Below are 23,274 nucleotides of genomic sequence, written 5' to 3' on the forward strand. Positions count from 1 at the left end.
GGGGCACGGGCCGATTCATCCATTGCCCGGCATTGGCCGTCGCTTGACCCGACTGTGAAGACGATCTTCTAGAGTCGGGATTCGCACTCAGTAACGGGGGAGGCTTCGCATGGGCGAGGGCAAGGGTGACGGCAAGGTCCTGGAGATCCATACGGCCGACATCAAGGTGACGGCGCCTGTGTTTCACACGCAGGCGCAGAATCTGAGCACGGCACTGACCACGCTCGTCACCACACTGGACGGTCTCGGTGCACCCTGGGGCGATGACGAGCAGGGCAAGAAGTTCTACGACGCCTACCACCCCCAGCAGAAGGTCATCGAGCGGGCCGCCGGCACCCTCGTCCTCGGACTGACCAGCATCCATGAGGCGATGGCGGACATGGCGGACGGGCATGTCGACAATGATGAGCTGATCGCCGGGATCTTCACCAAGGTGAAGGCGAAGATCGACGGCGAGGATGCCCGGTGAGCGTCGAGGACGAGGCCAAGGACCTCCTGCTCAAGCTGGGGATGTGGTGGCCGGACGCCAACTCGGGGACCCTGCGGAGCGCCGCCACGGCCTGGCGGACGTTCGCCGATGCCGTCGACGACGTGCGTACACCCGTCAACAACGCGGCCACGTCGCTCATCCACAACAACAAGGGTGAGGCGATTGATGCGTTCAAGGTGTTCTGGGAGCGTTACGCCAAGGGCAAGGACGCGGGCTGGCTGAGTGATCTCGCCAAGGCGTCCCGCAAGATGGCGGAGGCGCTGGACAAGTTCGCCGAAGCCGTCGATGACGCGATCAACAAGCTGTGGACGCAGATCGGCATCGACGCAGCGATCATCGTGGGCGGTATCGCGCTGGCCTTCTTCACCGCGGGTGCTGCCGCGGGTGCTGCTGCCGTGGCCACCGAGGCCCTCATCGAGTTCGGCGCCACGATGGGCATCGCCGTCTCCACCACCGTCGCGGAAATCGCCGCGGGCGCCCTGGTCGCCGCGGCCTTCGGGGGCGTGGAGTCGGTGACCATCGACCTGGCCGTCGCCCAGCCGCTGAAGATCGCCACTGGCATGCAGACGGGCTTCAGCCTGGACGAGATCAATCAGGCGGCCAAGGACGGCATGATCTACGGCGGGGCGTTCGGCGCGGGCAGCGGTGTGCTCAAGGCCGGCGTCGAGGGCAGCCTGTTCGGGAAGTTCAACGAGACGCCGCTGATGCTGCGGCCGCCGACTCTCCGCCCCGACCTGGTCGAACTCGGGCCTGCCGCCCGCCCGGCCAGGAGGACCCCGTGCGTGGGGGAGCCGATCGACGTGGCGACCGGCGCCATGCTGATGACGCAGAACGATCTCACGCTGCCCGCCTCCCTCCCGCTCGTCTTCGAGCGCACCCATCTGTCCACGTACCGCGCGGGAATGTGCTTCGGCCCTTCCTGGGTCTCCACCCTCGACGAGTGCATCCAACTCGACGCCGACGGCGTGGTGTTCGCCGCGGCCGACGGCATGCGCCTGGTCTATCCGGTGCCGCAGGCGGGCGAGCCGGTCCTGCCGGTGAAGGGCGCCTGCTGGCCGCTGGAGTGGGACGGCAAACCCGACGGTGTCATGACCATCACCGATCCCGCATCCGGGGTCGTACGCAGCTTCAGCAGTCCCGTTCCCTCGGAGGCGCTCGGGACTGTCCACCTCCCTGTGGACAGCTGGCAGGACCGCAACGGCGCCCGCATCGACGTCGAACGCACCACGGACGGCATACCCACCGGGCTGCGGCACTCGGGCGGCTACTACCTCGCCATCGACACCCAGGGCCCGCGCATCACCGCCCTGCGTCTGCTCGACGAGACCCCCTCCCGGTATGAGCCGGCGCAGCACGACGGCGGCACGGTCGTGATGCGGTACGGGTACGACGAGGCGGGCAACCTCGCCGAGGTCATCAACTCCAGCGGTGCGCCACTGCGTTTCACCTACGACGCCGACGGCCGGGTCACTTCCTGGGCGGACCGCAACGGCACCTCGTTCGCGTACTTCTACGACACGCGGGGCCGCGTCGAGCGCACCGAAGGCAGCGACGGCTTCCTCTCCGGCGCCCTCGCCTACGACGACTCGTCGCGCACCACCACGTACACCGACGCCCTCGGGCGCACGTCCACGCATCGCTACAACTCCGAGGGCCAGGTCGTCGAGGAGACCGACCCACTCGGCCACACCACCCGCACCCAGTGGCACGAGCGTGGCGACAAGCCCCTCTCGGTCACGGATCCGCTGGGACGCACGACGCGCTACGGCTACGACGACACCGGCAACCTCACCGCACTCACCCGCCCCGACGGCTCCGTCGCCCGGGCCACTTACAACACGCTCGGGCAGCCCACGGAGATTGTCGAGCCCGGCGGTGCGACCTGGCACCACAGGTACGAGGAACTCGGAAATCGCCTCGTCACAGTCGACCCTGTTGGCAACGAAACCCGCTATTCCTATGACGAGTTGGGGCATCTGTCCGCCATCACGGACGCCCTCGGCCATACGCGCACCGTCACGCCGAACGCTGCCGGACTGCCCGTTGCCCTGACCGACGAGCTCGGGCATGTGACGGCGGTACGCCGGGACACCTTCGGCAGGGTCGTGGAGGTGACCGACCCGCTGGGGCATGCCACCCGCATGGGCTGGACCACCGAAGGCAAGCCGAAGTGGCGCCAGTACGCGGACGGCACGCGGGAGTCCTGGACCTGGGACGGAGAGGGCAACCTCCGCTCCCACACCGATCCCGCGGGTAATGTCACCCGCCACACAGCCACGCACTTCGACGTCCCGGCCACTCGGACCGACCCGGACGGCACGACGTACGCCTTCGCCTACGACACCGAGCTACGGCTGACCGGGGTCACCAACCCGCAGGGCCTGACCTGGTCGTATGCGTACGACGAGGCGGGCCGTCTGATCACGGAGACCGACTTCAACGGCCGGACGCTCGCGTACACGCACGATGCGGCGGGCGGCCTGATATCCCGCACGAATGGCGCGGGCGAGACGCTGCGCTTCACACGGGACGTGCTCGGCCGCGTGACGGAACAGCGGGGCGACGCGGGCGAGACCACCACGTACGCATACGCCCCGGCGGGGCATCTGGCGCTGGTGGCACATGCCGAAGCCGAGGTGGTCATAGAACGCGACGCGCTGGGCCGTACGCTCACGGAAACCGTCAACGGCCGTACGACCGCCTATGAGTACGACGCCTTGGGCCGCCGGACTCGTCGGGTCACTCCGTCCGGCCTGAGCTCGGAGTGGACCTACGACCCCGCAGGCTGCCCCACCGAACTCCGCTCGGACGCAGGTTCCCTGTCCTTCACGTACGACGCGGCCGGCCGCGAGACGGAACGACGCCTCGGGGCGGCCGTCACCCTCAGCCAGACCTGGGATGTGACCGACCGCCTCGCCACCCAGTCCCTGACGGCATCTTCGGAGGACGCCGACCGGCTCCTCCAGCACCGCGCCTATGCCTACCGCGAGGACGGCTACCTCACCGAGATCCGCGAACTGACCTCCGGCACCCGCCGCTTCGACCTCGACCGCATGGGCCGCGCTACCGGTGTCCGGGCCCATGGCTGGACCGAGACGTACGCCTACGACGTGGCGGGCAACCTCGCCCACGCCACGGCCCCCGCGCACGAGACCCCTGGCGACCGTGAATTCGAGGGCACCCTTGTCCGTCACGCGGGCCGCACCTCCTACGAACACGACGCGCAGGGCCGCCTGGTCCGCAAGACCCGCAAGCTCCTCAACGGGCAGCAGCGGACGTGGACGTACGCGTGGAACGCGGAGGACCGGCTGGTCGAGGTGGTGACTCCGGGCGGCGAGCGCTGGCGGTACACCTACGACCCACTCGGCCGCCGAATGGCCAAGGAGCACCTGGCGGACGACGGCTCGCCCGTCGAGCGCACCGACTTCAGCTGGGACGACACCCGCCTGGCCGAGCAGAAGGCCCCCGACGGCAGGGTCACGACCTGGGACTACGCCCCCGGCACCCATCGCCCTCTCACCCAGACCGATCACAAGCCACTGGTCCGCGAGCCGGGCGGATCCCTTCTCTCCAAACTGGCCGAGGACACCTCGGCCGACTACGGCACCCGTTTCCACGCGGTCATCACGGACGCCGTCGGCACGCCGACCGAACTGGTCGGGCCGGACGGGGACTTGGCATGGCAGCGGCGCACGACCCTCTGGGGCACGGATCTCCCCGCTCCGACGGACGCGGCGTCCATGGACTGTCCTCTGCGCTTCCCGGGCCAGTACGCCGACGCTGAAACCGGCCTGAACTACAACCACTTCCGTTACTACGACCCGGAGACCGGCCGATACCTGACGCCGGATCCTCTCGGCCTCGCCCCCGCCCCCAACCCCACCACTTATGCCCATAACCCTCACTCATGGTCTGATCCACTCGGTCTTGCTCCCTACGACAATCGCGTTCTCCAGGGAGTTGACCACCAGCTCAGGGAGGCTGAGGCAGGCAAGGACAATCACTACCTTGCCGGTATCGGGGACGATGACCTGAAGCTGGAGAAATACCTGATGGGGAAGAAGGACACGCCGGCCGACTACATCGACACAAGAACCCAGAAGGAGATCATCATCGACAGGAGCCTTCGTGACGCGAACGGAGATCCTGTGGTCATTATTCGCGGTCCGAATATGATTCACTCGTACCATATTCCCGAGACCGACATTTTCAAGTATTCAAGCGGCGATACACCCAACTGGAGGCGCGCACCGTGACGTCGGGAAGATATCCAGGGTACGAATCCGTATCGCGCGTCGACGGTGAGCTGATCATCTACCCGAATTCGGTCCCGTCGGAGTTGAGGTCTTACGGAGCGGAGGTGCGAGCCGCCGAATGGCCGGTAAGGTACGGTGCTCGCAATTCCGTTATTTCCCGCGTCGACCTCATGTGTAGATGGCAATCGCTCCGCGGATTGGCCTATATTCAAGCGGTATCGGCTTCTTGTGCACCGCAAGGACTGTTGCAGGACATCGATGTGCGTCCGAGTGGTTCGGGTATCGGCGCGGAGAGCTTTTCAGGATTGCTCGGGAGGCTGGAGCGGCACGCGAAGCAAGTCCCCGACGAGCTGCTTGAAATCATCTTGCGCGCCTGCACTCCGCTACTCGTGGGCGACCCGTATTCTGGATTTGCGGTGTCCGCAGGATTGGCGTCGAGTTCCAGACCCTCCTTGGAGGACGGCATTGAACGGGCCGCCGCGATCAGCGGGTTCTGGTCCAGCGTGCCACAACTCCGTCCCGCATTGGCCATGGCGTGGAGTGTCAGCTCATTCATTGCGGAATGGCTGAGTTGGCCCGGTGGCGGCGAGTACGTCGACTCGGAGAAAAGTCTCGGGATCGGGATTCATCCGGCCCCGGAACGGCCCAGTCCCGAAGACTTGCCCAGCTGGCTCATGGGATTCATCCCAGGGCCCGGCGTCGCCTGATCAGACGTGACCTGATCGTTCGTGGGGCGGGCGTCCCGCGTACTGACGGGGCGCGAGGCGGCGGAGGGCAGAGCCTCCGCCGCCGGGTGGGTCACCTCACCGACGCGGGCGGCTCGGCCGGGACGACGGGCTTGTTCTGGCAGTCCATGGTGTCGGCCATCACCTTGGCGGAGTGCAGCAGGTGGGTGAGGTGGACGCGGGCACTGGTGTCGCCGGTGAGCGTGTCGGTCAGCAGTCCCTCGATCGGGATCTCGTTCTCCTGCTTGGCCGAGGTGCCCGGAATTTTGCACTTGACGTACACGCGGTAGCGGACCGCGCCATCGCGGTCCTTCCCGTGGACAAGCTTGACGGCGGAATTGACCGGAGTCACAGTCTGCGCGGGGCTGACTTCCGAGGCTTTGTCGAAAGGAGCGTCGAAGGGGAAGTACGAGGGCCCGTACCGGATTTCAAGCTGCTTTGCGGCATTCGCGACGTCCGTCCTTGCCAAGCAGGCATCGGCTCGCTGGAAGGTGCGGGCACCGCTGTCGTCCGGGCCCCAGTTCTTCACCTGCTGGTAGAACAGCGAGCGCGCCCTCTTGAGATCGTCGACGACCTTCAGACGTGCTTTGTCTCCCGTGTGCTCCCTGAGCCATTTCAGTCCGGCGTCGCCCAGGAGTTCGTTGCAGGTGGCGTCGTCGGCAACGGCGTCCTTGGACGTCTCTCCGGCCTTCTCCTTGGGCTCCTTGTCCGCCGTGCAGGCGGACGCACCCAGCAGGAGGACAGCCACAGCGGTGAGCGTGAGCGTGTTTCTCATGGTTACCATCCTCGGGAGGCGCCGGTATCGCCGAGATGCCCGCCGTTGTTGTACTGGCCCTCAGCGCGTTCGGCCAGATCGCCGACTTGCTTTTCGCTCATTCCGTGCGCCTCTGCGTAGTTCAGGAGAGGAGTCATAGCATTTCTGCGGCCGTCGTCCCTGGCCTTGTCGATGCCCGCGACCGAATCGTCGAAGTTGTCGAACTCATGGTCCTTGAGATACTGCATCGTCTCCGTGGAGACATGGGTGTTGATTGCGCCGCCGATCGTCTCAATGGCGAGAGGCACGGCGACCACCGCCACCGGACCGGTGGGGACGATCAGGGCAGTGGCTGCGGCGACGCCGACGCCGGTCGCAGCCTCGGCAGCGAAATTACGCCACTCGCCCTGCTTCTCGAGCTCCAGGTTCCGCCGGTCCTTGTCGTCGGCGAATTCGTGGCCGATGGCCTCGGCCCGCGCCTGGTCCAGCAGTCCGTGCATCCTGACACTCTTCACACCGGCGTCCAGCGCGGCCTCCTGATCGGCGCCCTGTGCGGACATCGAGCTGGCCCCGTACACCTGCTGAGCTGTTGAAACCGTCTCGTAGGAACCCTCGTCGGAGGCCAGAGACCGCAGGAAGTTCTTGCTGCTCATCTCTCCGAAGTCGCGCAGGTGCGAGTCCTTGGCATGGAACAGGTCGTCCCGTCCGGAAGCCTCTCCCGTGCCTCCCCAGTCGGCCATCGTGTAGTTGAGGCTGTCGATATGGCCGGCCGCCATGTTCGCCAGGCTGTCGCGGATTCCGTCCTGCTTGTCGATCGTGTCGGCGCTCTGGTAATGGTCCACGACCTTGTCCATGAGCAGGGTGCGCTGATCCCGTGCCGCTATTTCGGCGTCGGTGTGGACCGGCGGGATGGTCGGGGGCTTGTCGTCGTACGCGTACCCGAGCGTCCCCGACTCCAGGGCGTGGCCGAGGTTCTTGAACCCCGTCGTCTTCCCGTCATCGTCGGTCGGCCACTCGCGCGCGCCCTCGCCGTCCTTGTTGACCAGGTAGTCCCAGTTGCTCATCGCGTCGTCGCCCTTGCCGGACGAGCCGTTGAAGAACTGCAGGGAGGCTTCCGGGTTGTGGCCGAGCGCCTCCATCAGGTTGGCGACCGGGTCGCTGTCCGGCTTGGTTCCGCCGGGCGGGTAGGAGAGCTGGGCCGGATTGAAGCGGTTCTCCCACAGCTCCTTCGGGCCGCCCAGCACCGGGTCGTCGCTCTTGCGCTCGAACTCGAGCATCTTCTCGCCGTACTTGTTGAGGAAGGCCGTGTCCCACTTGCCCTCCGTCATCAGAGGGCCGAGGACCTGGAAGCCGTACGGTGCGCTGGGGATGCCGCTCTTGGACTTGATGGGATCGTCGCCCAGCTCGATCATCCGGTCCTTCCACGCCTGCATCTCAGGGGTGTCGACACGGGTGGCGTTGGCGAGGGTGATGCCCAGGTTGTCCTGCACCTTAGCGAGGAGCTTCGCGCGATCGCCGTCGGGGTCCGGCGTACGACCCCTGCCGGGGTCGGCGAGACTGCGCCAGAACTCCAGCGTGCCCTCGGGACCCAGCTTGGTCGCGAACCGCTCGGCGAAGGCGGGGTTGTCGCGGTGGTACTTGGAGATCTCGTTGAAGCGCTTCAGCTCGTCGTCGGTCATCCCGTCGCCCTTGGACGCGAGCTTGACCATCGCGTCGGCGTCCTCGATGCCCTGCTGCCGGTCGGCGTCCTTGAGGCCCTTGTAGCCCGTCTCGTCGAAGTCGTACTTGCTCTGGGCGTGCTTGCGCAGCGCACGCGCGGCGATCCGGTCGGTCTCGTTGGCCGCCTCCAGGATCCTGCCGACCTCGCGCGCCGCCTGGTCGACCTCTTCCTGGCTGGTCTGCTCTTTGGGGCCGCCCGGGACCTCGCGTTGCGGGCCGGAGTACATCGCGGTGCCTTTTTCGTCGATGTAGACGTACTTCTTGGCCCACGTGTCGATCGTGGTCTTCAAGTCTTCCTGGTGCTTCTTCAGGTTGGTGTGGGCTTCCTCAAGGATCTTGTGGATGCTGCGCGCCTCGGTGACCATGTCGTCGAACTGGCGCGCCGTGGTGGTGGTGAACGCCTTGGTGACGGTGGCGTTGTCGCCTTTCCAGTCCGCGGCGTTGGCCTTGCGCTCCAGATCGGCGGCGTTGATGCCGCCGTCGCCCCCGTCGGCGAGGATGACCAGCTTGTCGAGCATCTGCTTCCACTGCGTGACCGCGGTGTTCAGCTTGCTGAGGTTGAGATCCTGCAGTTCCTGGCACGTCACCATGTCGAGTTCCCCGTTGCCTTACTTGAACTGGTCGTAGATGCGCGACACGGTCATCGTTTTGCCGTCGAGGGACTGCATCCCCGTCACGATCTTCTGCTCCTGCTTGGTGTGCGTGGAGCGCGAGTAATCAAGGTGGTTGGAGATGTGCGCGCAAGCCTCCTTGAGGGTGGCCAGCTTGGTGCTCCAGGCATCGTGCACTTCAAGGAGTCCGGATCCCATGTCCAGACCGTCGTTGAAGAGCTGGTTCGAAGCCTCGAACGTGGCCACGCGCGCGTGGTCGCCGTCGGTGGACAGCTGCTCCCGCAGGGAGCGCGCAAGATCGCCGAGTTTCCCCAGCTCGTCGTCGTGGACCGTAAGGTCGTCCTTGCCGCCGCCCGATCCGCCGCCCTCCGCGGGCAGTTGATTCAGCCGGGTCTGCGTCGAACCGGACTTGGCCTGCTCCCACTCGTCCCATGCCACGTGGCTGCCCCCGTTGTGTTCCTTGCAATGTGCATGACTTCATTCCGCTCCACCGTAAACCGGCGTCATGCGCGATCGCCAAGAGGGTGAGCCCCAGCGGTGAAAACTTCACGGAGATCGCACAATCCCCTACGGAACAGGGCCGTCCGCGTTCGGTTCGTCGAGTACGGGAAAGCGGCGCGGGGCCACGAAGAGGAGGACGAGCAGAGACAACGCCGCAGCCGCTGCCGCGCCCACGTATACGTAGTCGACCGCCGCCGCGACCGCTCGGCGCAGTTCGTCCGCCGATTCGTCCCTCGTCAGGGCCTGGGCCACCGAGTCGAGGTCGCCGCCGCCGAGGCGTGCTGACAGGACGCCGTTCGCCAGCGCGCCGAACAGGGCCGCGCCGATGCTCTGGCCCACCTGGCGGCAGAAGAGCACGGACGCCGTCGTCGTGCCCCGCTCCGACCAGCCGACCGTCGACTGGACGCCGACGATCAGCGGGAGTTGGAAGAGGCCGAGCGCCCCGCCGAGCAGCAGCATGATCAGGGCCGGCTGCCAGGGTTCGCCGGGGTACGGGAGGAGGGGGAAGGCGAGCAGGATCAGACCCGCGAGCGTGATGCCGATGATCGCGGTCTGCCGGAAGCCGATCCGGGTGTAGACCCGGTTCGACAGTGCGGCGCTGACCGGCCAGCTCAGGGTCATCACGGAGAGCACGAAGCCCGCGGCGATCGGGCCGAGGCCGAGGACCGACTGGGCGTAGGTGGGGAGGAAGACGGTGGGGGCGACCATGAGCAGGCCCAGCGCGCCGAGTGCCAGATTGACGGCGGCGATGGTGCGGCGGCGCCAGACCCAGCCGGGGATGATCGGCTCGGCGGCCCGTCGTTCGACGGCCACGACCACGGCGAGAAGGACCGCGCTGCCGCCGAACAGGCCGAGCGAGGGCGCGGACAGCCAGGGCCAGGCGATGCCGCCCTGGACGAGCGCGGTGAGCAGGAGCGTGCCCGCGGCGAAGATGGCCAGCGCGCCGGGCCAGTCGACGCTGGCGGGGGCGGCCGGGCGGGTACGGGACGGCTCGCGCAGATGACGGGCGATCAGCCAGAGGGCGACCACGCCGACCGGCAGGTTGATGAGGAAGATCCAGCGCCAGTGCGCGTATGAGGCGAGCAGCCCGCCGATCGCGGGCCCGGCCACCGCCGAGACCGCCCACACGGTGGACAACCGGGCCTGGATCCTGGGGCGTTCCTTGAGTGGGTAGAGGTCGGCGGCGATGGTCTGCACGGTGCCCTGGAGGGCTCCGCCGCCCAGTCCCTGCACCACCCGGAAGGCGATCAGCGCGGCCATGTTCCAGGCGCCCGCGCACAGCAGTGAGCCGGCGAGGAAGAGCACGATGCCGGCGAGCAGGACCGGCTTGCGGCCGAAGGTGTCGGAGAGCTTCCCGTACACGGGAAGGGTGACGGTGACGGCGAGCAGATAGCCGGCGAAGAGCCAGGAGAAGACGGAGAAGCCGCCGAGGTCGCCGACGATCTGGGGTACGGCGGTGGAGACGATGGTGCCGTCGAGCGCGGCGAGTGCCATCCCGAGCATGAGCGCGGCCACGACCGGCCCGCGCCCCCGTTCCCCGGGCGCGCCGACCCCGCTCCCCTTCACTCGAATGGCCGTGCCAGGGGCGGCGGCCCGCCCCGCAGGCTCCGCGGACCCCGCCGCTCCCGCGGCCGCCGGTATCCCTTCCGGATCGTCGACGCGTTCCTCGCTCACCCAGAATCCTTTCCCCCTGCATCTATTTCCTGGAACACCTTCTCACTTGAGCCTCACGCAGGGGGAGGGTGCAGGCTCGGGCCGTGCGGGTCCACCCGGGGGTGTAGTGCCCCTAGGGGCTCCTCCTTACTGATGGCGAGGGGACGTTCGTCCCGGGGGACGACGAGGAGGACGCGGCCGACTCCTTAACTTGGTCTTACGGCCGCAGCGGGGGGCCCGCACCACCGGGGGGTGGGGAAAACCCCCGGTTCAAGACTGCGCTGCGCACCAGCGCGCCGGACGGCTTGTACCGACAGACTCATATCCGTACGCGGCGACACCCACTGATCACCGATATAGGAGAAATACCGTGACAACGGCTTTGACCACTTCCCGGCACGGGGACACCGCAGGGCGTACGGCCGTCGCCGCACGAGGGCGGCAGGTCGTCAAGGCCTACGGCTCCGGGGAGACCCGTGTCGTCGCGCTCGACCATGTCGACGTCGACATCGCCCGCGGCCAGTTCACCGCGATCATGGGTCCCTCGGGGTCCGGCAAGTCGACGCTCATGCACTGCCTGGCCGGTCTCGACACCGTCACCTCGGGCGAGATCTACCTCGACGCGACCGAGATAACCAAGCTCAAGGACAAGAAGCTCACGCAGCTGCGCCGGGACCGGATCGGCTTCATCTTCCAGGCCTTCAACCTGCTGCCCACGCTCAACGCCCTGGAGAACATCACGCTCCCCATGGACATCGCCGGCCGTAAGCCGGACGCGGGGTGGCTGAACCGGGTCGTCGAGACGGTGGGACTGTCCGACAGGCTGAAGCACCGGCCCACCCAGCTCTCCGGCGGACAGCAGCAGCGTGTCGCCGTGGCCCGTGCGCTCGCCGCCCGCCCCGAGATCATCTTCGGTGACGAGCCGACCGGAAACCTCGACTCCCGTGCGGGGGCTGAGGTGCTGGGCTTCCTGAGGAGGTCCGTGGACGAACTCGGCCAGACCATCGTGATGGTCACGCACGACCCGGTGGCCGCCTCCTACGCGGACCGTGTCCTGTATCTGGCCGACGGCCGCATCGTGGACGAGATGTTCCGGCCCACCGCCGAGGCCGTACTGGACCGCATGAAGGACTTCGACGCTCGCGGGCGGACGTCATGACCGTACTCAAGACCTCCCTGCGCAACTTCTTCGCGCACAAGGGGCGAATGGCGCTCTCGGCGGTGGCCGTGCTGCTGTCGGTGGCCTTCGTCTCGGGCACGCTCGTGTTCACCGACACGATGAACACCACCTTCGACAAGCTCTTCGCCGCTACCGCGTCCGATGTCTCCGTCAGCCCCAAGGGCTCCGACGACGAGGAGAACCCGCGGACCGGCAAGCCGGAGTCGCTGCCCGCCTCGCTGGTCGAGAGGGTGGCGAAGGCGGAGGGAGTGAAGTCCGCCGAGGGCGGCGTCTCCTCCATGAGCGTGACCGTCGTCAACTCCGCGAACAAGGACATGGGTTCCAGCAACGGCGCTCCCACGATCGCCGCCAACTGGACCTCGAACGCCCTCAAGTCGATGGAGATCACCTCCGGCCACGCACCGCGCGGCCCCACCGAGGTGATGGTCGACGCCGACACCGCCGACAAGCACCACCTGAAGCTCGGCGACGAACTGCGCACCATCGCCGTCACCGGCGACTTCACCGCCAAGATCTCCGGCATCGCCTCCTTCAAGGTCACCAACCCCGGTGCGGCCGTCGTCTACTTCGACACCGCCACCGCCCAGCGTGAACTGCTCGGCAAGGAAGGCCTGTTCACACAGATCTCCGTCACCGCCGCCGACGGTGTCAGCGACGAACAGCTCAAGCAGAACGTCGCCAAGACGCTGGACGCCCCCTTCAAGCTGCAGACGGCCAAGGAAGCCGCGGACGCCGGCCGCGAGGACGTCGGTTCCTTCCTCGACGTGATGAAGTACGCGATGCTCGGCTTCGCCGGGATCGCCCTCCTCGTCGGCATCTTCCTGATCGTCAACACCTTCTCGATGCTGGTCGCCCAGCGCACCCGCGAGATCGGCCTGATGCGGGCCATCGGCTCCAGCCGTCGCCAGGTCAACCGCTCCGTGCTGGTCGAGGCGCTGCTGCTCGGCGTCGTCGGTTCCCTCGCGGGTGTCGCCGCCGGAGTCGGCCTGGCCGTCGGGCTGATGAAACTGATGGGCTCCCTGGGTATGGAGCTGTCCACCAGGGACCTGACCGTGAAGTGGACGACTCCGGTCGTCGGGCTCGTCCTCGGCATCGTCGTGACCGTCGTGGCCGCCTATGTCCCGGCGAGGCGGGCCGGCAAGGTCTCCCCGATGGCCGCCCTGCGCGACGCCGGTACGCCGGCCGACGGCAAGGCGGGCCTTCTCCGGGCCGCGATCGGCCTGCTGCTCACCGGCGGCGGCGCGGCCGCGCTCCTGGTCGCCACCCGGGCCGACAAGGCGAGCGAGGGCTCGATGTTCCTCGGCCTGGGCGTGGTCCTCTCGCTCATCGGCTTCGTGGTCATCGGCCCGCTGCTCGCGGGAGTCGTGGTGCGGGTGATCAGCGCGCTCGTCCTGCGGATGTTCGGCCCGGTCGGCCGCCTCGCGGAACGCAACGCCCTGCGCAACCCGCGCCGCACCGGAGCGACGGGTGCCGCCCTGATGATCGGCCTCGCGCTGGTGGCATGCCTGTCGGTGGTCGGCTCCTCGATGGTCGCATCGGCCACCAGCGAGCTCGACAAGTCGGTCGGCGCGGACTTCATCATCCAGTCCGGCAAGGGCCAGCTGATCATTCCGCAGGTCGAGCAGGCCCTGAAGAAGGCCCCGCACATCGATCACGTCACCGACTACAAGGGTGTGGAGGCGAAGCTGACCGCGCCCGACGGCAGGACGGAGGACGAGGAGCTCGTCGCCGCCGACCCGACGTACGCACAGGATCTGCGCCGCGAGACCGTCGCGGGCGAGCTCTCGGCGGCGTACGGCAAGGACGCGATGTCGGTCGGCGACCGCTATGCCAAGCGCCACGGCATCAAGGTCGGCGACACGATCAAGGTCGCGTTCAAGGACGGGCGGAGTGCCGGGCTGAAGATCGCGGCGATCACCTCCGACGACTCGAACATCGACAAGGGCGTGATGTACACCAACATCACGACCGCCGCGCAGTACATCCCCGCTGCCAAGATGCCGAAGAACGTGATCATGTTCGCGGTGGCGGAGGACGGCAAGGAGAAGGAGGCCTACGCCGCCCTGAAGGCGTCGATGGCCAAGTACCCGCAGTACAAGGTGCAGAACCAGACCGACTTCAAGCAGGACCTGAAGGACCAGATCGGTCAGCTGCTGAACATCGTCTACGGCCTGCTGGCGCTCGCGATCATCGTCGCGGTGCTGGGTGTGGTGAACACCCTGGCCCTGTCGGTGGTCGAGCGGACCCGGGAGATCGGCCTGATGCGCGCCATCGGTCTCTCCCGCCGCCAGCTGCGCCGCATGATCCGCCTGGAATCGGTGGTCATCGCCCTCTTCGGCGCCCTGCTGGGCCTCGGCCTGGGCATGGGCTGGGGCACGGCGGCCCAGAAGCTGCTGGCGCTGGAGGGCCTGGGAGTCCTGGAGATTCCCTGGCCGACGATCATCACAGTCTTCGTGGCGTCGGCGTTCGTCGGCCTGTTCGCGGCCCTGGTGCCGGCGTTCCGGGCGGGCCGGATGAATGTGCTGAACGCGATCGCCACGGAGTAGCGGGGGATAACGGGGGAGTAGCGACGGGGGCGCTACGGTAAGGGGGCCCGGCCCCGGGGTGTTCCTCCAAACACCCCGGGGCCGGACCTTTGCGCTCCGGTGGGTCCTTTGCCCCGCAGGCCCTGTCCGGTCGATCAGGCCGGATCAGGGCCTGACGGAACCGGACGGCGGGCGGCGCGCGGCCGACGTAGGCTGGAGACCCCCGGCCCGTTCGACGTGTCGGGCGGTTCGCGTTGCCCACCCCCGCCCAGTCTCGCCCCGGATGGAAGCCCTTCATGAGCCTGCACGGTCTGCTCGATGCCGTCGTACGTGACCCGGCGCTCGCCGAAGCGGTGAAGGCTGCCGGCGACGGCCACCGTATGCATGTCGACCTGGTCGGCCCGCCCGCCGCGCGGCCCTTCGCCGTGGCCGCGCTCGCCCGCGAGAGCGGGCGTACGGTGCTGGCCGTCACCGCGACCGGGCGGGAGGCCGAGGACCTCGCGGCGGCGCTGCGTTCGCTGCTGCCCGAGGAGGGCATCGCCGAGTACCCGTCCTGGGAGACCCTGCCGCACGAGCGGCTCTCGCCCCGCTCGGACACCGTGGGGCGCAGGCTCGCGGTGCTGCGCAGGCTGGCCCATCCCTCGACGGACGACCCGAGCGCCGGGCCGGTCTCCGTCGTGGTCGCGCCGATCCGTTCCGTACTGCAGCCGCAGGTCAAGGGGCTCGGCGACCTGGAGCCGGTGGCCCTGCGCACCGGGCAGCAGGCCGACCTGAACGAGATCGTGGACGGCCTCGCGGCAGCCGCGTACTCCCGGGTCGAACTGGTCGAGAAGCGCGGCGAGTTCGCCGTGCGCGGCGGCATCCTCGATGTCTTCCCGCCGACCGAGGAGCACCCCCTGCGGGTGGAGTTCTGGGGCGACGACGTCGAGGAGATCCGGTACTTCAAGGTCGCCGACCAGCGCTCGCTGGAGGTGGCGGAGCACGGGCTGTGGGCGCCGCCCTGCCGTGAGCTGCTGCTGACCACCGACGTACGGCAGCGGGCGGCGGCCCTCGCCGAGGAGCACCCCGAGCTGGGCGAACTGCTCGGCAAGATCGCCGAGGGCATCGCGGTCGAGGGCATGGAGTCCCTCGCTCCCGTCCTGGTCGACGACATGGAACTGCTGCTCGACGTACTGCCGAAGGGCTCGATGGCCGTGGTCTGCGACCCCGAGCGGGTACGCACCCGGGCCGCGGACCTCGTGGCGACCAGCCAGGAGTTCCTGCAGGCGTCCTGGGCGGCGACCGCGGGTGGCGGCGAGGCGCCGATCGACGTCGACGCGGCCTCGCTGTGGGGGATCGCGGACGTACGGGACCGGGCGCGCGAGCTCGGGCTGATGTGGTGGTCCGTATCGCCCTTCGCCGCCGACGAAGATCTGTCGGACGACACTGTGAAGCTGGGCATGCACGCCCCGGAGAGCTACCGCGGCGACACCGCCCGCGCGCTCGCCGACACCAAGGGGTGGCTGGCGGACGGCTGGCGCACGGTGTTCGTGACCGAGGCCCACGGCCCCGCGGCCCGCACCGTCGAGGTGCTGGGCGGCGAGGGCGTCGCCGCCCGTCTCGACGCCGACCTCGCCGAGATCTCCCCGTCCCTGGTGCATGTGGCGTGCGGCTCGATCGACTACGGCTTCGTCGACCCCGGCCTCAGGATCGCCGTCCTCACCGAGACCGATCTGTCCGGCCAGAAGGCGGCCGGCAAGGACGGCCAGCGGATGCCCGCCAAGCGCCGCAAGACGATCGACCCGCTCACCCTGGAGGCGGGCGACTACATCGTCCACGAGCAGCACGGCGTGGGCCGCTACATCGAGATGGTGCAGCGTACGGTGCAGAACGCGACCCGCGAGTATCTGCTCGTCGAGTACGCCCCCGCCAAGCGCGGCCAGCCCGGCGACCGGCTGTACATCCCCACCGACCAGCTGGAGCAGGTCACCAAGTACGTCGGCGGCGAGGCCCCGACTCTGCACCGGCTCGGCGGCGCGGACTGGACGAAGACGAAGGCGCGCGCCAAGAAGGCCGTGAAGGAGATCGCGGCCGACCTCATCAAGCTCTACTCGGCCCGTATGGCGGCCCCCGGCCACGCCTTCGGCGCGGACACCCCCTGGCAGCGCGAGCTGGAGGACGCCTTCCCCTATGTGGAGACCCCCGACCAGCTGAGCACCATCGCCGAGGTCAAGGAGGACATGGAGAAGACGGTCCCGATGGACCGGCTGATCTGCGGCGACGTCGGCTACGGCAAGACGGAGATCGCGGTACGGGCCGCCTTCAAGGCCGTCCAGGACGGCAAGCAGGTCGCGGTCCTGGTCCCGACGACCCTGCTCGTACAGCAGCACTTCGGCACCTTCTCCGAGCGCTACTCCCAATTCCCCGTGAACGTACGGGCGTTGAGCCGCTTCCAGTCGGACACGGAGTCGAAGGCGACTCTGGAGGGGCTGCGGGACGGCGCGGTGGACATCGTGATCGGAACGCACCGGCTGTTCTCGTCCGACACGAAGTTCAAGGACCTGGGACTGGTCGTTGTCGACGAGGAGCAGCGCTTCGGCGTCGAGCACAAGGAGCAGCTGAAGAAGCTCCGCGCCAACGTCGACGTCCTGACGATGTCGGCCACCCCCATCCCCCGTACGCTCGAAATGGCGGTCACAGGCATCCGTGAGATGTCGACGATCACCACCCCGCCGGAGGAGCGGCACCCGGTGCTGACCTTCGTCGGCCCGTACGAGGAGAAGCAGCTCGGCGCGGCCATTCGCCGTGAACTGCTGCGCGAGGGCCAGGTCTTCTACATCCACAACCGCGTGGAGTCGATCGACCGTGCGGCGGCCCGGCTGCGCGACATCGTGCCCGAGGCCCGTATCGCGACCGCCCACGGCCAGATGCCCGAGTCGGCGCTCGAGCAGGTCGTGGTGGACTTCTGGGAGAAGAAGTTCGACGTGCTGGTCTCCACGACGATTGTCGAGTCCGGCATCGACATCTCCAACGCGAACACTCTGATCGTCGAGCGCGGCGACAACTTCGGTCTCTCGCAGCTGCATCAGCTGCGCGGCCGCGTGGGCCGGGGCCGCGAGCGCGGCTACGCCTACTTCCTCTACCCGCCGGAGAAGCCGCTCACCGAGACCGCCCACGAGCGCCTGGCGACGATCGCCCAGCACACCGAGATGGGCGCGGGCATGTATGTCGCGATGAAGGACCTGGAGATCCGCGGCGCGGGCAACCTCCTCGGCGGCGAACAGTCCGGCCATATCGCGGGCGTCGGCTTCGACCTGTACATCCGCATGGTGGGCGAGGCGGTGGCGGACTACCGCGCCGCGGTCGACGGCGGCGTGGAGGAGGAGCCCGCGCTCGAGGTCAAGATCGAGCTCCCGGTCGACGCGCATGTCCCGCACGACTACGCGCCGGGCGAGCGGCTGCGTCTCCAGGCCTACCGCGCGATCGCCTCGGCGAACACCGAGGAGGACATCAAGTCGGTCCGCGAAGAACTCACCGACCGCTACGGCAAACTCCCCGAGCCGGTCGAGAACCTGCTCCTGGTGGCGGGCCTGCGCATGCTGGCGCGGGCCTGCGGGGTCGGCGAGATCGTGCTCCAGGGCACGAACATCCGCTTCGCGCCGGTGGAGTTGCGCGAGTCGCAGGAACTGCGCCTCAAGCGCCTCCACCCGCGGACGGTCATCAAGGCCCCGACCCGCCAGATCCTGGTGCCCCGCCCGACGGCGGGCAAGATCGGCGGGAAGCCGGTGGTGGGGCGGGAACTGCTGGGGTGGACGGGAGAGTTCCTGACGACGATTCTCGGTTCGTGACCTGGACCCTGCGGACGTATGATCCCGGCCGCCGGGCGCAGGCGCGTAGGCCGGCGAAGGCGGCATGAACCGGGTCGGCCCGGCGTCGATCGCCGGCATCGACGCGGTGCAGGTCGCCTGAGGTCGTCGGGTGGCGATTCGGCTGCTCGCTTCGCGGCATTCGTGGATGGCTCACGTCCGGCCGCACCGCGTCGTCCTCACGCCGCGGGCAGTGGCTCGGCTTGCGATCTTCAGTGGTTCGTTCTTCGCTGGAGGTGTCCGTTTGGCACCTGGAGAGGATCGCTTGACCTCCGTCCGCACCCATGGCTCGTGGGTGTGAAGACGTCAGATGGTGGCCGGTTGGGTGCCGGTCACCCGCACCGGCTGCGGTGATCGTCACCCGGGTGGACGTCTGCTCCCGTTTCCCACCCGGTGCGCACAGTGCCGGTCCCGGCAACCGCTGCGTGGATGCGCGGCCCCGGTGTCCGAGGTGGCGCCCCGCGGCCGGACGCCGCCGATCACCCGTCGTTCGAAGACACGCGCCGCACCCCAAGCCGTCGCGGGCGGTCAGTCGGCAGGCCCGGCCGCGCCCCGTGGCCGTACATGACATGTGGAGGCGGAATGGAACGGGAGCCCACACCACCGCCCAGGCAGTACGCGGCGGACGACGAGGAGCGGTTCCGGCTGCTGGTGAAGAACTCTCCGGACATGGTCTTCCGCCGGACGGTCGACGGCGTCTACCAGGAGGTGTCCCCGCCGGCGCAGGCTTTGCTCGGGCGCCCGGTCGAGGAGATCGAGGGGACGTCGATGGTCTCCTGGGTGCACCCGGGGGATGTGGAGGAGTACGAGTGGGCGGAGCGGGATCTGCTCCGCGAGGGCCGGGTGGCGGTCTGTCTGCGTCTGCGGCACGCCGACAGGCACTCGGTATGGATCGAGGCGACACTCTGGGTGGTACGGGACGACGCGGGCGACCCCCTCGAAGTGCGCGGGTTCATCCGCGAGGCGGAGGGCCAGCGGCGCAGGGAGGAGGCGCTGCTCCTGTTGCAGGGGCAGGCACGTTCGGTCATCGAGACCGCCCGGGACGCCTTCGTCTCCATCGACGAGGACGGCCTGGTCATCGACTGGAACGCGAGCGCCGAGCGGTTGTTCGGCTTCAGCCACCACGAGGTGATGGGCCGTCCGCTGACGGAGACGATCATTCCTGAGCGGTACCGCGCCGCGCACACGGCCGGTCTGGAGCGGATTCTGTCCGGCGGGGAGGCTCATGTACTGGGAAGTCAGCGGGAGCTCACCGCGCTGCACCGCGACGGCCACGAGATACCGGTCGAACTGGCTTTGTGGCGGCTGAAGTCGGCGAAGGCTCGCTGCTTCAACGCCTTCATCCGCGACATCACCGAGCGCAAGCTGGCCGAAGCCGCCCTGGCAGAGGCCCGCGACGAGGCGATTGCCGCATCCCAGGCGAAGTCGCAGTTCGTCGCCTCCATGAGCCATGAGATCCGTACCCCCATGAACGGCGTCATCGGGCTGAGCAACCTGCTGCTGGGCACTGAGCTCGACACCGAACAGCGGCGCTACGCGGAGGGCATCCAGGCCGCCGGCACGGCACTGCTGTCACTGATCAACGACATCCTGGACTTCTCCAAACTGGAGGCGGGCAGGCTCGAACTGGACGAGGTCGCCTTCAGTCCCCAGCTGCTGGTGGAGGAGGTCGTCTCGCTGGTGGCGCAGACCGACCAGGCCGAGGGCCTGGAACTGCTCAGCGACTGCCATCCCGACCTGCCCGCGATGGTGCTCGGGGACGCCGGCCGGCTGCGGCAGATCCTGCTCAACCTGGCCTCCAACGCGGTGAAGTTCACCAAAGCCGGCGAGGTCGTGCTGCGCGCCCGCCCGGCGCCGTCCGAGGCGCCCGCACCGCAAGTGCCGTGGCTGCACTTCGAGGTGGCCGACACCGGCATCGGCATCGCCGAGGCCGACCAGGAGCGGATGTTCGACGCCTTCTCCCAGGCGGACGCCTCCTCCACCCGCCATTACGGAGGCACCGGCCTCGGCCTGGCCATCTGCCGCAGGCTCACCGAGGCCATGGGCGGCTCCATCGGCGTCACCAGCCGGACCGGCCAGGGCAGCACCTTCTTCTTCACCGTGCCCGTGCGCGCCCCCGACACCCCCGAACAGCCCCCGGCCCCACCCCACCCCGACGCCCTTCGCGGACGGCGGGTCCTGGTCGTCGACGACAACGAGACCAACCGGCTGATCCTCGACGCTCAGCTGCACAGGTGGCACATGCAGCCGACCTCGGTCGCCAGTGGCCCCCACGCCCTGGTGGCCCTCCACGAGGCGGCGGCCGCGGGCCGCCCGTACGACCTGGCTCTCCTCGACATGCAGATGCCCGACATGGACGGCCTGGAACTCGCCCGCCGCATCACCACCGACCAGACCATCGGCCGGCTGGGGCTGCTGATGCTCACCTCCGGCACCACGCTGCCCGCGGCCGAGCTCCAGGCGGCCGGGATCCCGCGGAGCCTGTCCAAGCCCATCCAGCAGTCCCAGCTCATGGACGCCCTGGTCGAACTCGCCACCCAGACACCGCCGGTGGCCACGACATCGCCGGTCGCCACGGCGGCGGCAGCGGCGCCGGCACCCGCCCCGGTCCGGCACGCCCACCGCGGCCATCTCCTGCTGGTCGAGGACAACGAGATCAACCAGATGGTGGCTCTGGGCATTCTCACCCGGCTCGGCTACAGCGCCGATACCGCCGCCGACGGCATCCAGGCCCTGCGTATGACCGAGGAACACAGCTATCAGGCCGTGCTGATGGACTGCCAAATGCCCCAGATGGACGGCTACAGCGCCACCCAGGAACTACGCCGCCGGGAACGGGAGAACGGCCGTCGTCTGCCGGTGATCGCCATGACCGCCGGCGCCCTCGCCGAGGACCGGGACCGCTGCCGGGCCGCGGGCATGGACGACTACGTCTCCAAGCCCGTCACCGCCGACGAGCTCGAACACACCCTCGCCCGCTGGGTCCACCCCACCCAGCCACCGTCGGACAACGAGGGCCTGCGCGTCTCCATCGAGCAGCGGCTGAGCGAACTGCGCGGCGCCGGCACCCCGGCCGAGAACGAACTGGTGAGCCGGCTGGTCGACCACTTCCTCATCCGGGCCCCCGAGATGACCAGCGCCCTCTTCCACGCGCTGGACCGCCACGACACCTCGGAGATCGCGGTGCAGGCACACGGCCTCAAAGGCGCTGCCGGCAACCTGGGAGCCCACAGCCTCGCTGCCTGCTGCCTGGAGCTGGAGGAGTATGCCGAGGCCGGAGCCCCGGCCTCACTGGCCCAGATCGCTCCGCGCCTCCAGGACGAACTCGACCGCACCTGCCGCATCCTCGAGACGCTCCGCTCCCACCTCCCCGGCCAGGGATCTGGATGAGGACCCGCCCGCGGGCCGCCGCCCGGGCGCGTGCCGGCGGGAGCGGGGAAGGAGGACCTGTGGACAAGGCGCACGTCCCGTTGCCCTCCCGCCGTGAAGCGGCGGCCTGGGTGTATCTGGCAGCAGGAACCGCGGTGATCGTCACCTATCTGGTCATCTCCTCCGCCGCGCGTTACATGCTGCCCGTGGTGATTTCCGCGTCGGTCGTCTTCGCGATCGTGGTGGGAGTGATCAGGAACAAGCCGCCATCGGTCCTTCCGTGGTACCTGTTCGCGGCTGCCATGGCACCGTTCGCGGCGGCGGACACGATCTGGGGTCTCTATCAGGTCCGCGGGGTCGAGGTTCCCTTCCCGGGCGTGGCCGACATGCTCTACCTGGGCACCTACCTGTTGTTCATGGCGGGCCTGGTGACGCTGGCCAGGCAGCAGGCGGGCCGCCTGCACTGGGCGGGGCTGCTGGACGCGGGAATCGTCACGCTGGGGGCGGGCACTCTGTCATGGGCGTTCATCATCGCCCCCTACCTGCGCAGCGAGCTGTCCGCGTGGCCGCTCGCGATGACCATCGTCTATCCGGTCACCGACCTGGTGCTGTTGTCCATTGCCGCGCGGCTGATGTTCACCACGGGCACGCGGACACCGTCGCTTCTTCTGGTCATCGGATGGCTGCTGGTCCTGCTTGCCGCCGACGGCCTCTACTACGGAACGCTGGCCACCGAGACCGTGATCCCCGAGGACGTGGCCGAGGTGGGGTGGATGGTCTCATCCCTCCTGCTGGGGGCGGCGGCGCTGCACTCGTCCGTCGCCCGGTCGACACAGGTGGCGGAAGACCAGGAGAAGCTGCCCCGGCGGCGGCTGTCGATCCTGATCGCGCTCATCCTGATGGGGCCGTTGATCGTGCTGGCCAATGTCGACGGCATCCGGGACCAGCCGCTGAACATCACCGTGGTCGTCGGCCTGATGGCGAGCCTGTCGCTGCTGCTGTTGCTGCGTATCGCGTTTCTGGCCCAGTACGCCCAGGGCAGGGCCACCGAAGCACGGACGCACGCCGAGGCCCTGTCGGCATCACTGCAGGAGCAGGCAGAGCTCCAGAAGCAGCTGAGCTATCAGGCGACCCACGACCCGTTGACGGATCTGGCCAATCGATCACTGCTGAACGAGCGCCTGGAGGCCGTTCTCGGCCGGTGCTCCGAAACTTCCCCGAGCGGGCTGCTGATGCTCGACCTCGACGGCTTCAAGGACGTCAACGACACGCTGGGGCACCCGGCCGGTGACGAACTGCTGATCGACGTCGCACAGCGGCTGACGGCCAGGGTCCGCAAGCAGGACATGGTGGCCAGGCTCGGCGGAGACGAATTCGCGCTCCTCGTCGACGGCATGGACGCGAGCACACTGCACGACTACACCAGGCGGATCCTCGACGCCTTCAAGGACCCGTTCACCCTTGCTCATGGCCATGCGGCCCACGTGACAACAAGCATCGGAGCACGGAGCATCACCAGGCCGACCCCGCCCTCAGAGGCGCTGCGGGACGCCGACACGGCCCTGTACAAGGCCAAGACGGCGGGCAAGAACCAGGCCGCGTTCTTCGAATCCCCGGAGCGGGACATCTCGTGACGTGCCGGGATC

12 protein-coding genes are annotated in these 23,274 nt (G+C 68.4%); 8 read left to right on the plus strand and 4 right to left on the minus strand.

The window, feature by feature from the left end:
- Window positions 1-109: 109 nt before the first annotated feature.
- The 3 genes from OHA61_RS23140 to OHA61_RS23150 all read left to right on the plus strand — a co-directional run bounded on the left by OHA61_RS23140 (window position 110) and on the right by OHA61_RS23150 (window position 5,453).
- Window positions 110-469, plus strand: coding sequence for a hypothetical protein (locus OHA61_RS23140; protein ID WP_406304648.1), 360 nt, complete (start codon window positions 110-112; stop codon window positions 467-469).
- Window positions 466-4,746, plus strand: coding sequence for an RHS repeat-associated core domain-containing protein (locus tag OHA61_RS23145; RefSeq protein ID WP_406304649.1), 4,281 nt, complete (start codon window positions 466-468; stop codon window positions 4,744-4,746). Before OHA61_RS23140 ends, OHA61_RS23145 begins: the two co-directional genes overlap by 4 nt.
- 104 nt (window positions 4,747-4,850) lie before the next feature.
- Window positions 4,851-5,453, plus strand: coding sequence for a hypothetical protein (locus OHA61_RS23150; protein WP_406304650.1), 603 nt, complete (start codon window positions 4,851-4,853; stop codon window positions 5,451-5,453).
- Between the two features lie 91 nt (window positions 5,454-5,544).
- Here the strand turns inward: OHA61_RS23150 and OHA61_RS23155 are convergent, their stop codons facing one another.
- The 4 genes from OHA61_RS23155 to OHA61_RS23170 form a co-directional block, all read right to left on the minus strand.
- Window positions 5,545-6,246 (minus strand): hypothetical protein, encoded by a 702-nt coding sequence (locus OHA61_RS23155; protein ID WP_406304651.1) that lies wholly within the window; start codon window positions 6,244-6,246, stop codon window positions 5,545-5,547.
- Window positions 6,247-6,248: 2 nt separating this feature from the next.
- A complete protein-coding gene (locus OHA61_RS23160; protein WP_406304652.1) occupies window positions 6,249-8,534 on the minus strand; it encodes a DUF6571 family protein in 2,286 nt (761 codons plus the stop codon).
- 18 nt (window positions 8,535-8,552) lie between these two features.
- Window positions 8,553-8,993 carry a hypothetical protein gene (locus tag OHA61_RS23165; protein WP_406304653.1) on the minus strand — a complete coding sequence of 147 codons (441 nt, stop codon included), beginning with the start codon at window positions 8,991-8,993 and terminating at the stop codon, window positions 8,553-8,555.
- A 129-nt stretch (window positions 8,994-9,122) separates the two neighbouring features.
- Window positions 9,123-10,622 carry an MFS transporter gene (locus OHA61_RS23170; protein WP_406307427.1) on the minus strand — a complete coding sequence of 500 codons (1,500 nt, stop codon included), beginning with the start codon at window positions 10,620-10,622 and terminating at the stop codon, window positions 9,123-9,125.
- A 457-nt stretch (window positions 10,623-11,079) separates the two neighbouring features.
- Here OHA61_RS23170 and OHA61_RS23175 point away from each other — a divergent pair, with 457 nt between their 5' ends.
- From OHA61_RS23175 to OHA61_RS23195, 5 genes are all read left to right on the plus strand, one after another.
- Window positions 11,080-11,868 carry an ABC transporter ATP-binding protein gene (locus OHA61_RS23175; protein WP_324985517.1) on the plus strand — a complete coding sequence of 263 codons (789 nt, stop codon included), beginning with the start codon at window positions 11,080-11,082 and terminating at the stop codon, window positions 11,866-11,868.
- Window positions 11,865-14,435 (plus strand): ABC transporter permease, encoded by a 2,571-nt coding sequence (locus OHA61_RS23180; RefSeq protein ID WP_406304654.1) that lies wholly within the window; start codon window positions 11,865-11,867, stop codon window positions 14,433-14,435. Before OHA61_RS23175 ends, OHA61_RS23180 begins: the two co-directional genes overlap by 4 nt.
- Window positions 14,436-14,710: 275 nt before the next feature.
- Window positions 14,711-18,241 carry a transcription-repair coupling factor gene (mfd, locus tag OHA61_RS23185; protein WP_406304655.1) on the plus strand — a complete coding sequence of 1,177 codons (3,531 nt, stop codon included), beginning with the start codon at window positions 14,711-14,713 and terminating at the stop codon, window positions 18,239-18,241.
- A 600-nt stretch (window positions 18,242-18,841) separates the two neighbouring features.
- Complete coding sequence (locus OHA61_RS23190) at window positions 18,842-21,649, plus strand: response regulator (protein WP_406304656.1); 2,808 nt, start codon at window positions 18,842-18,844, stop codon at window positions 21,647-21,649.
- 59 nt (window positions 21,650-21,708) lie between these two features.
- Window positions 21,709-23,262 carry a diguanylate cyclase domain-containing protein gene (locus OHA61_RS23195; RefSeq protein ID WP_406304657.1) on the plus strand — a complete coding sequence of 518 codons (1,554 nt, stop codon included), beginning with the start codon at window positions 21,709-21,711 and terminating at the stop codon, window positions 23,260-23,262.
- Window positions 23,263-23,274 lie beyond the last annotated feature (12 nt).

The sequence above is a fragment of the Streptomyces sp. NBC_00885 genome (assembly GCF_045207475.1).
Taxonomy (GTDB): domain Bacteria; phylum Actinomycetota; class Actinomycetes; order Streptomycetales; family Streptomycetaceae; genus Streptomyces.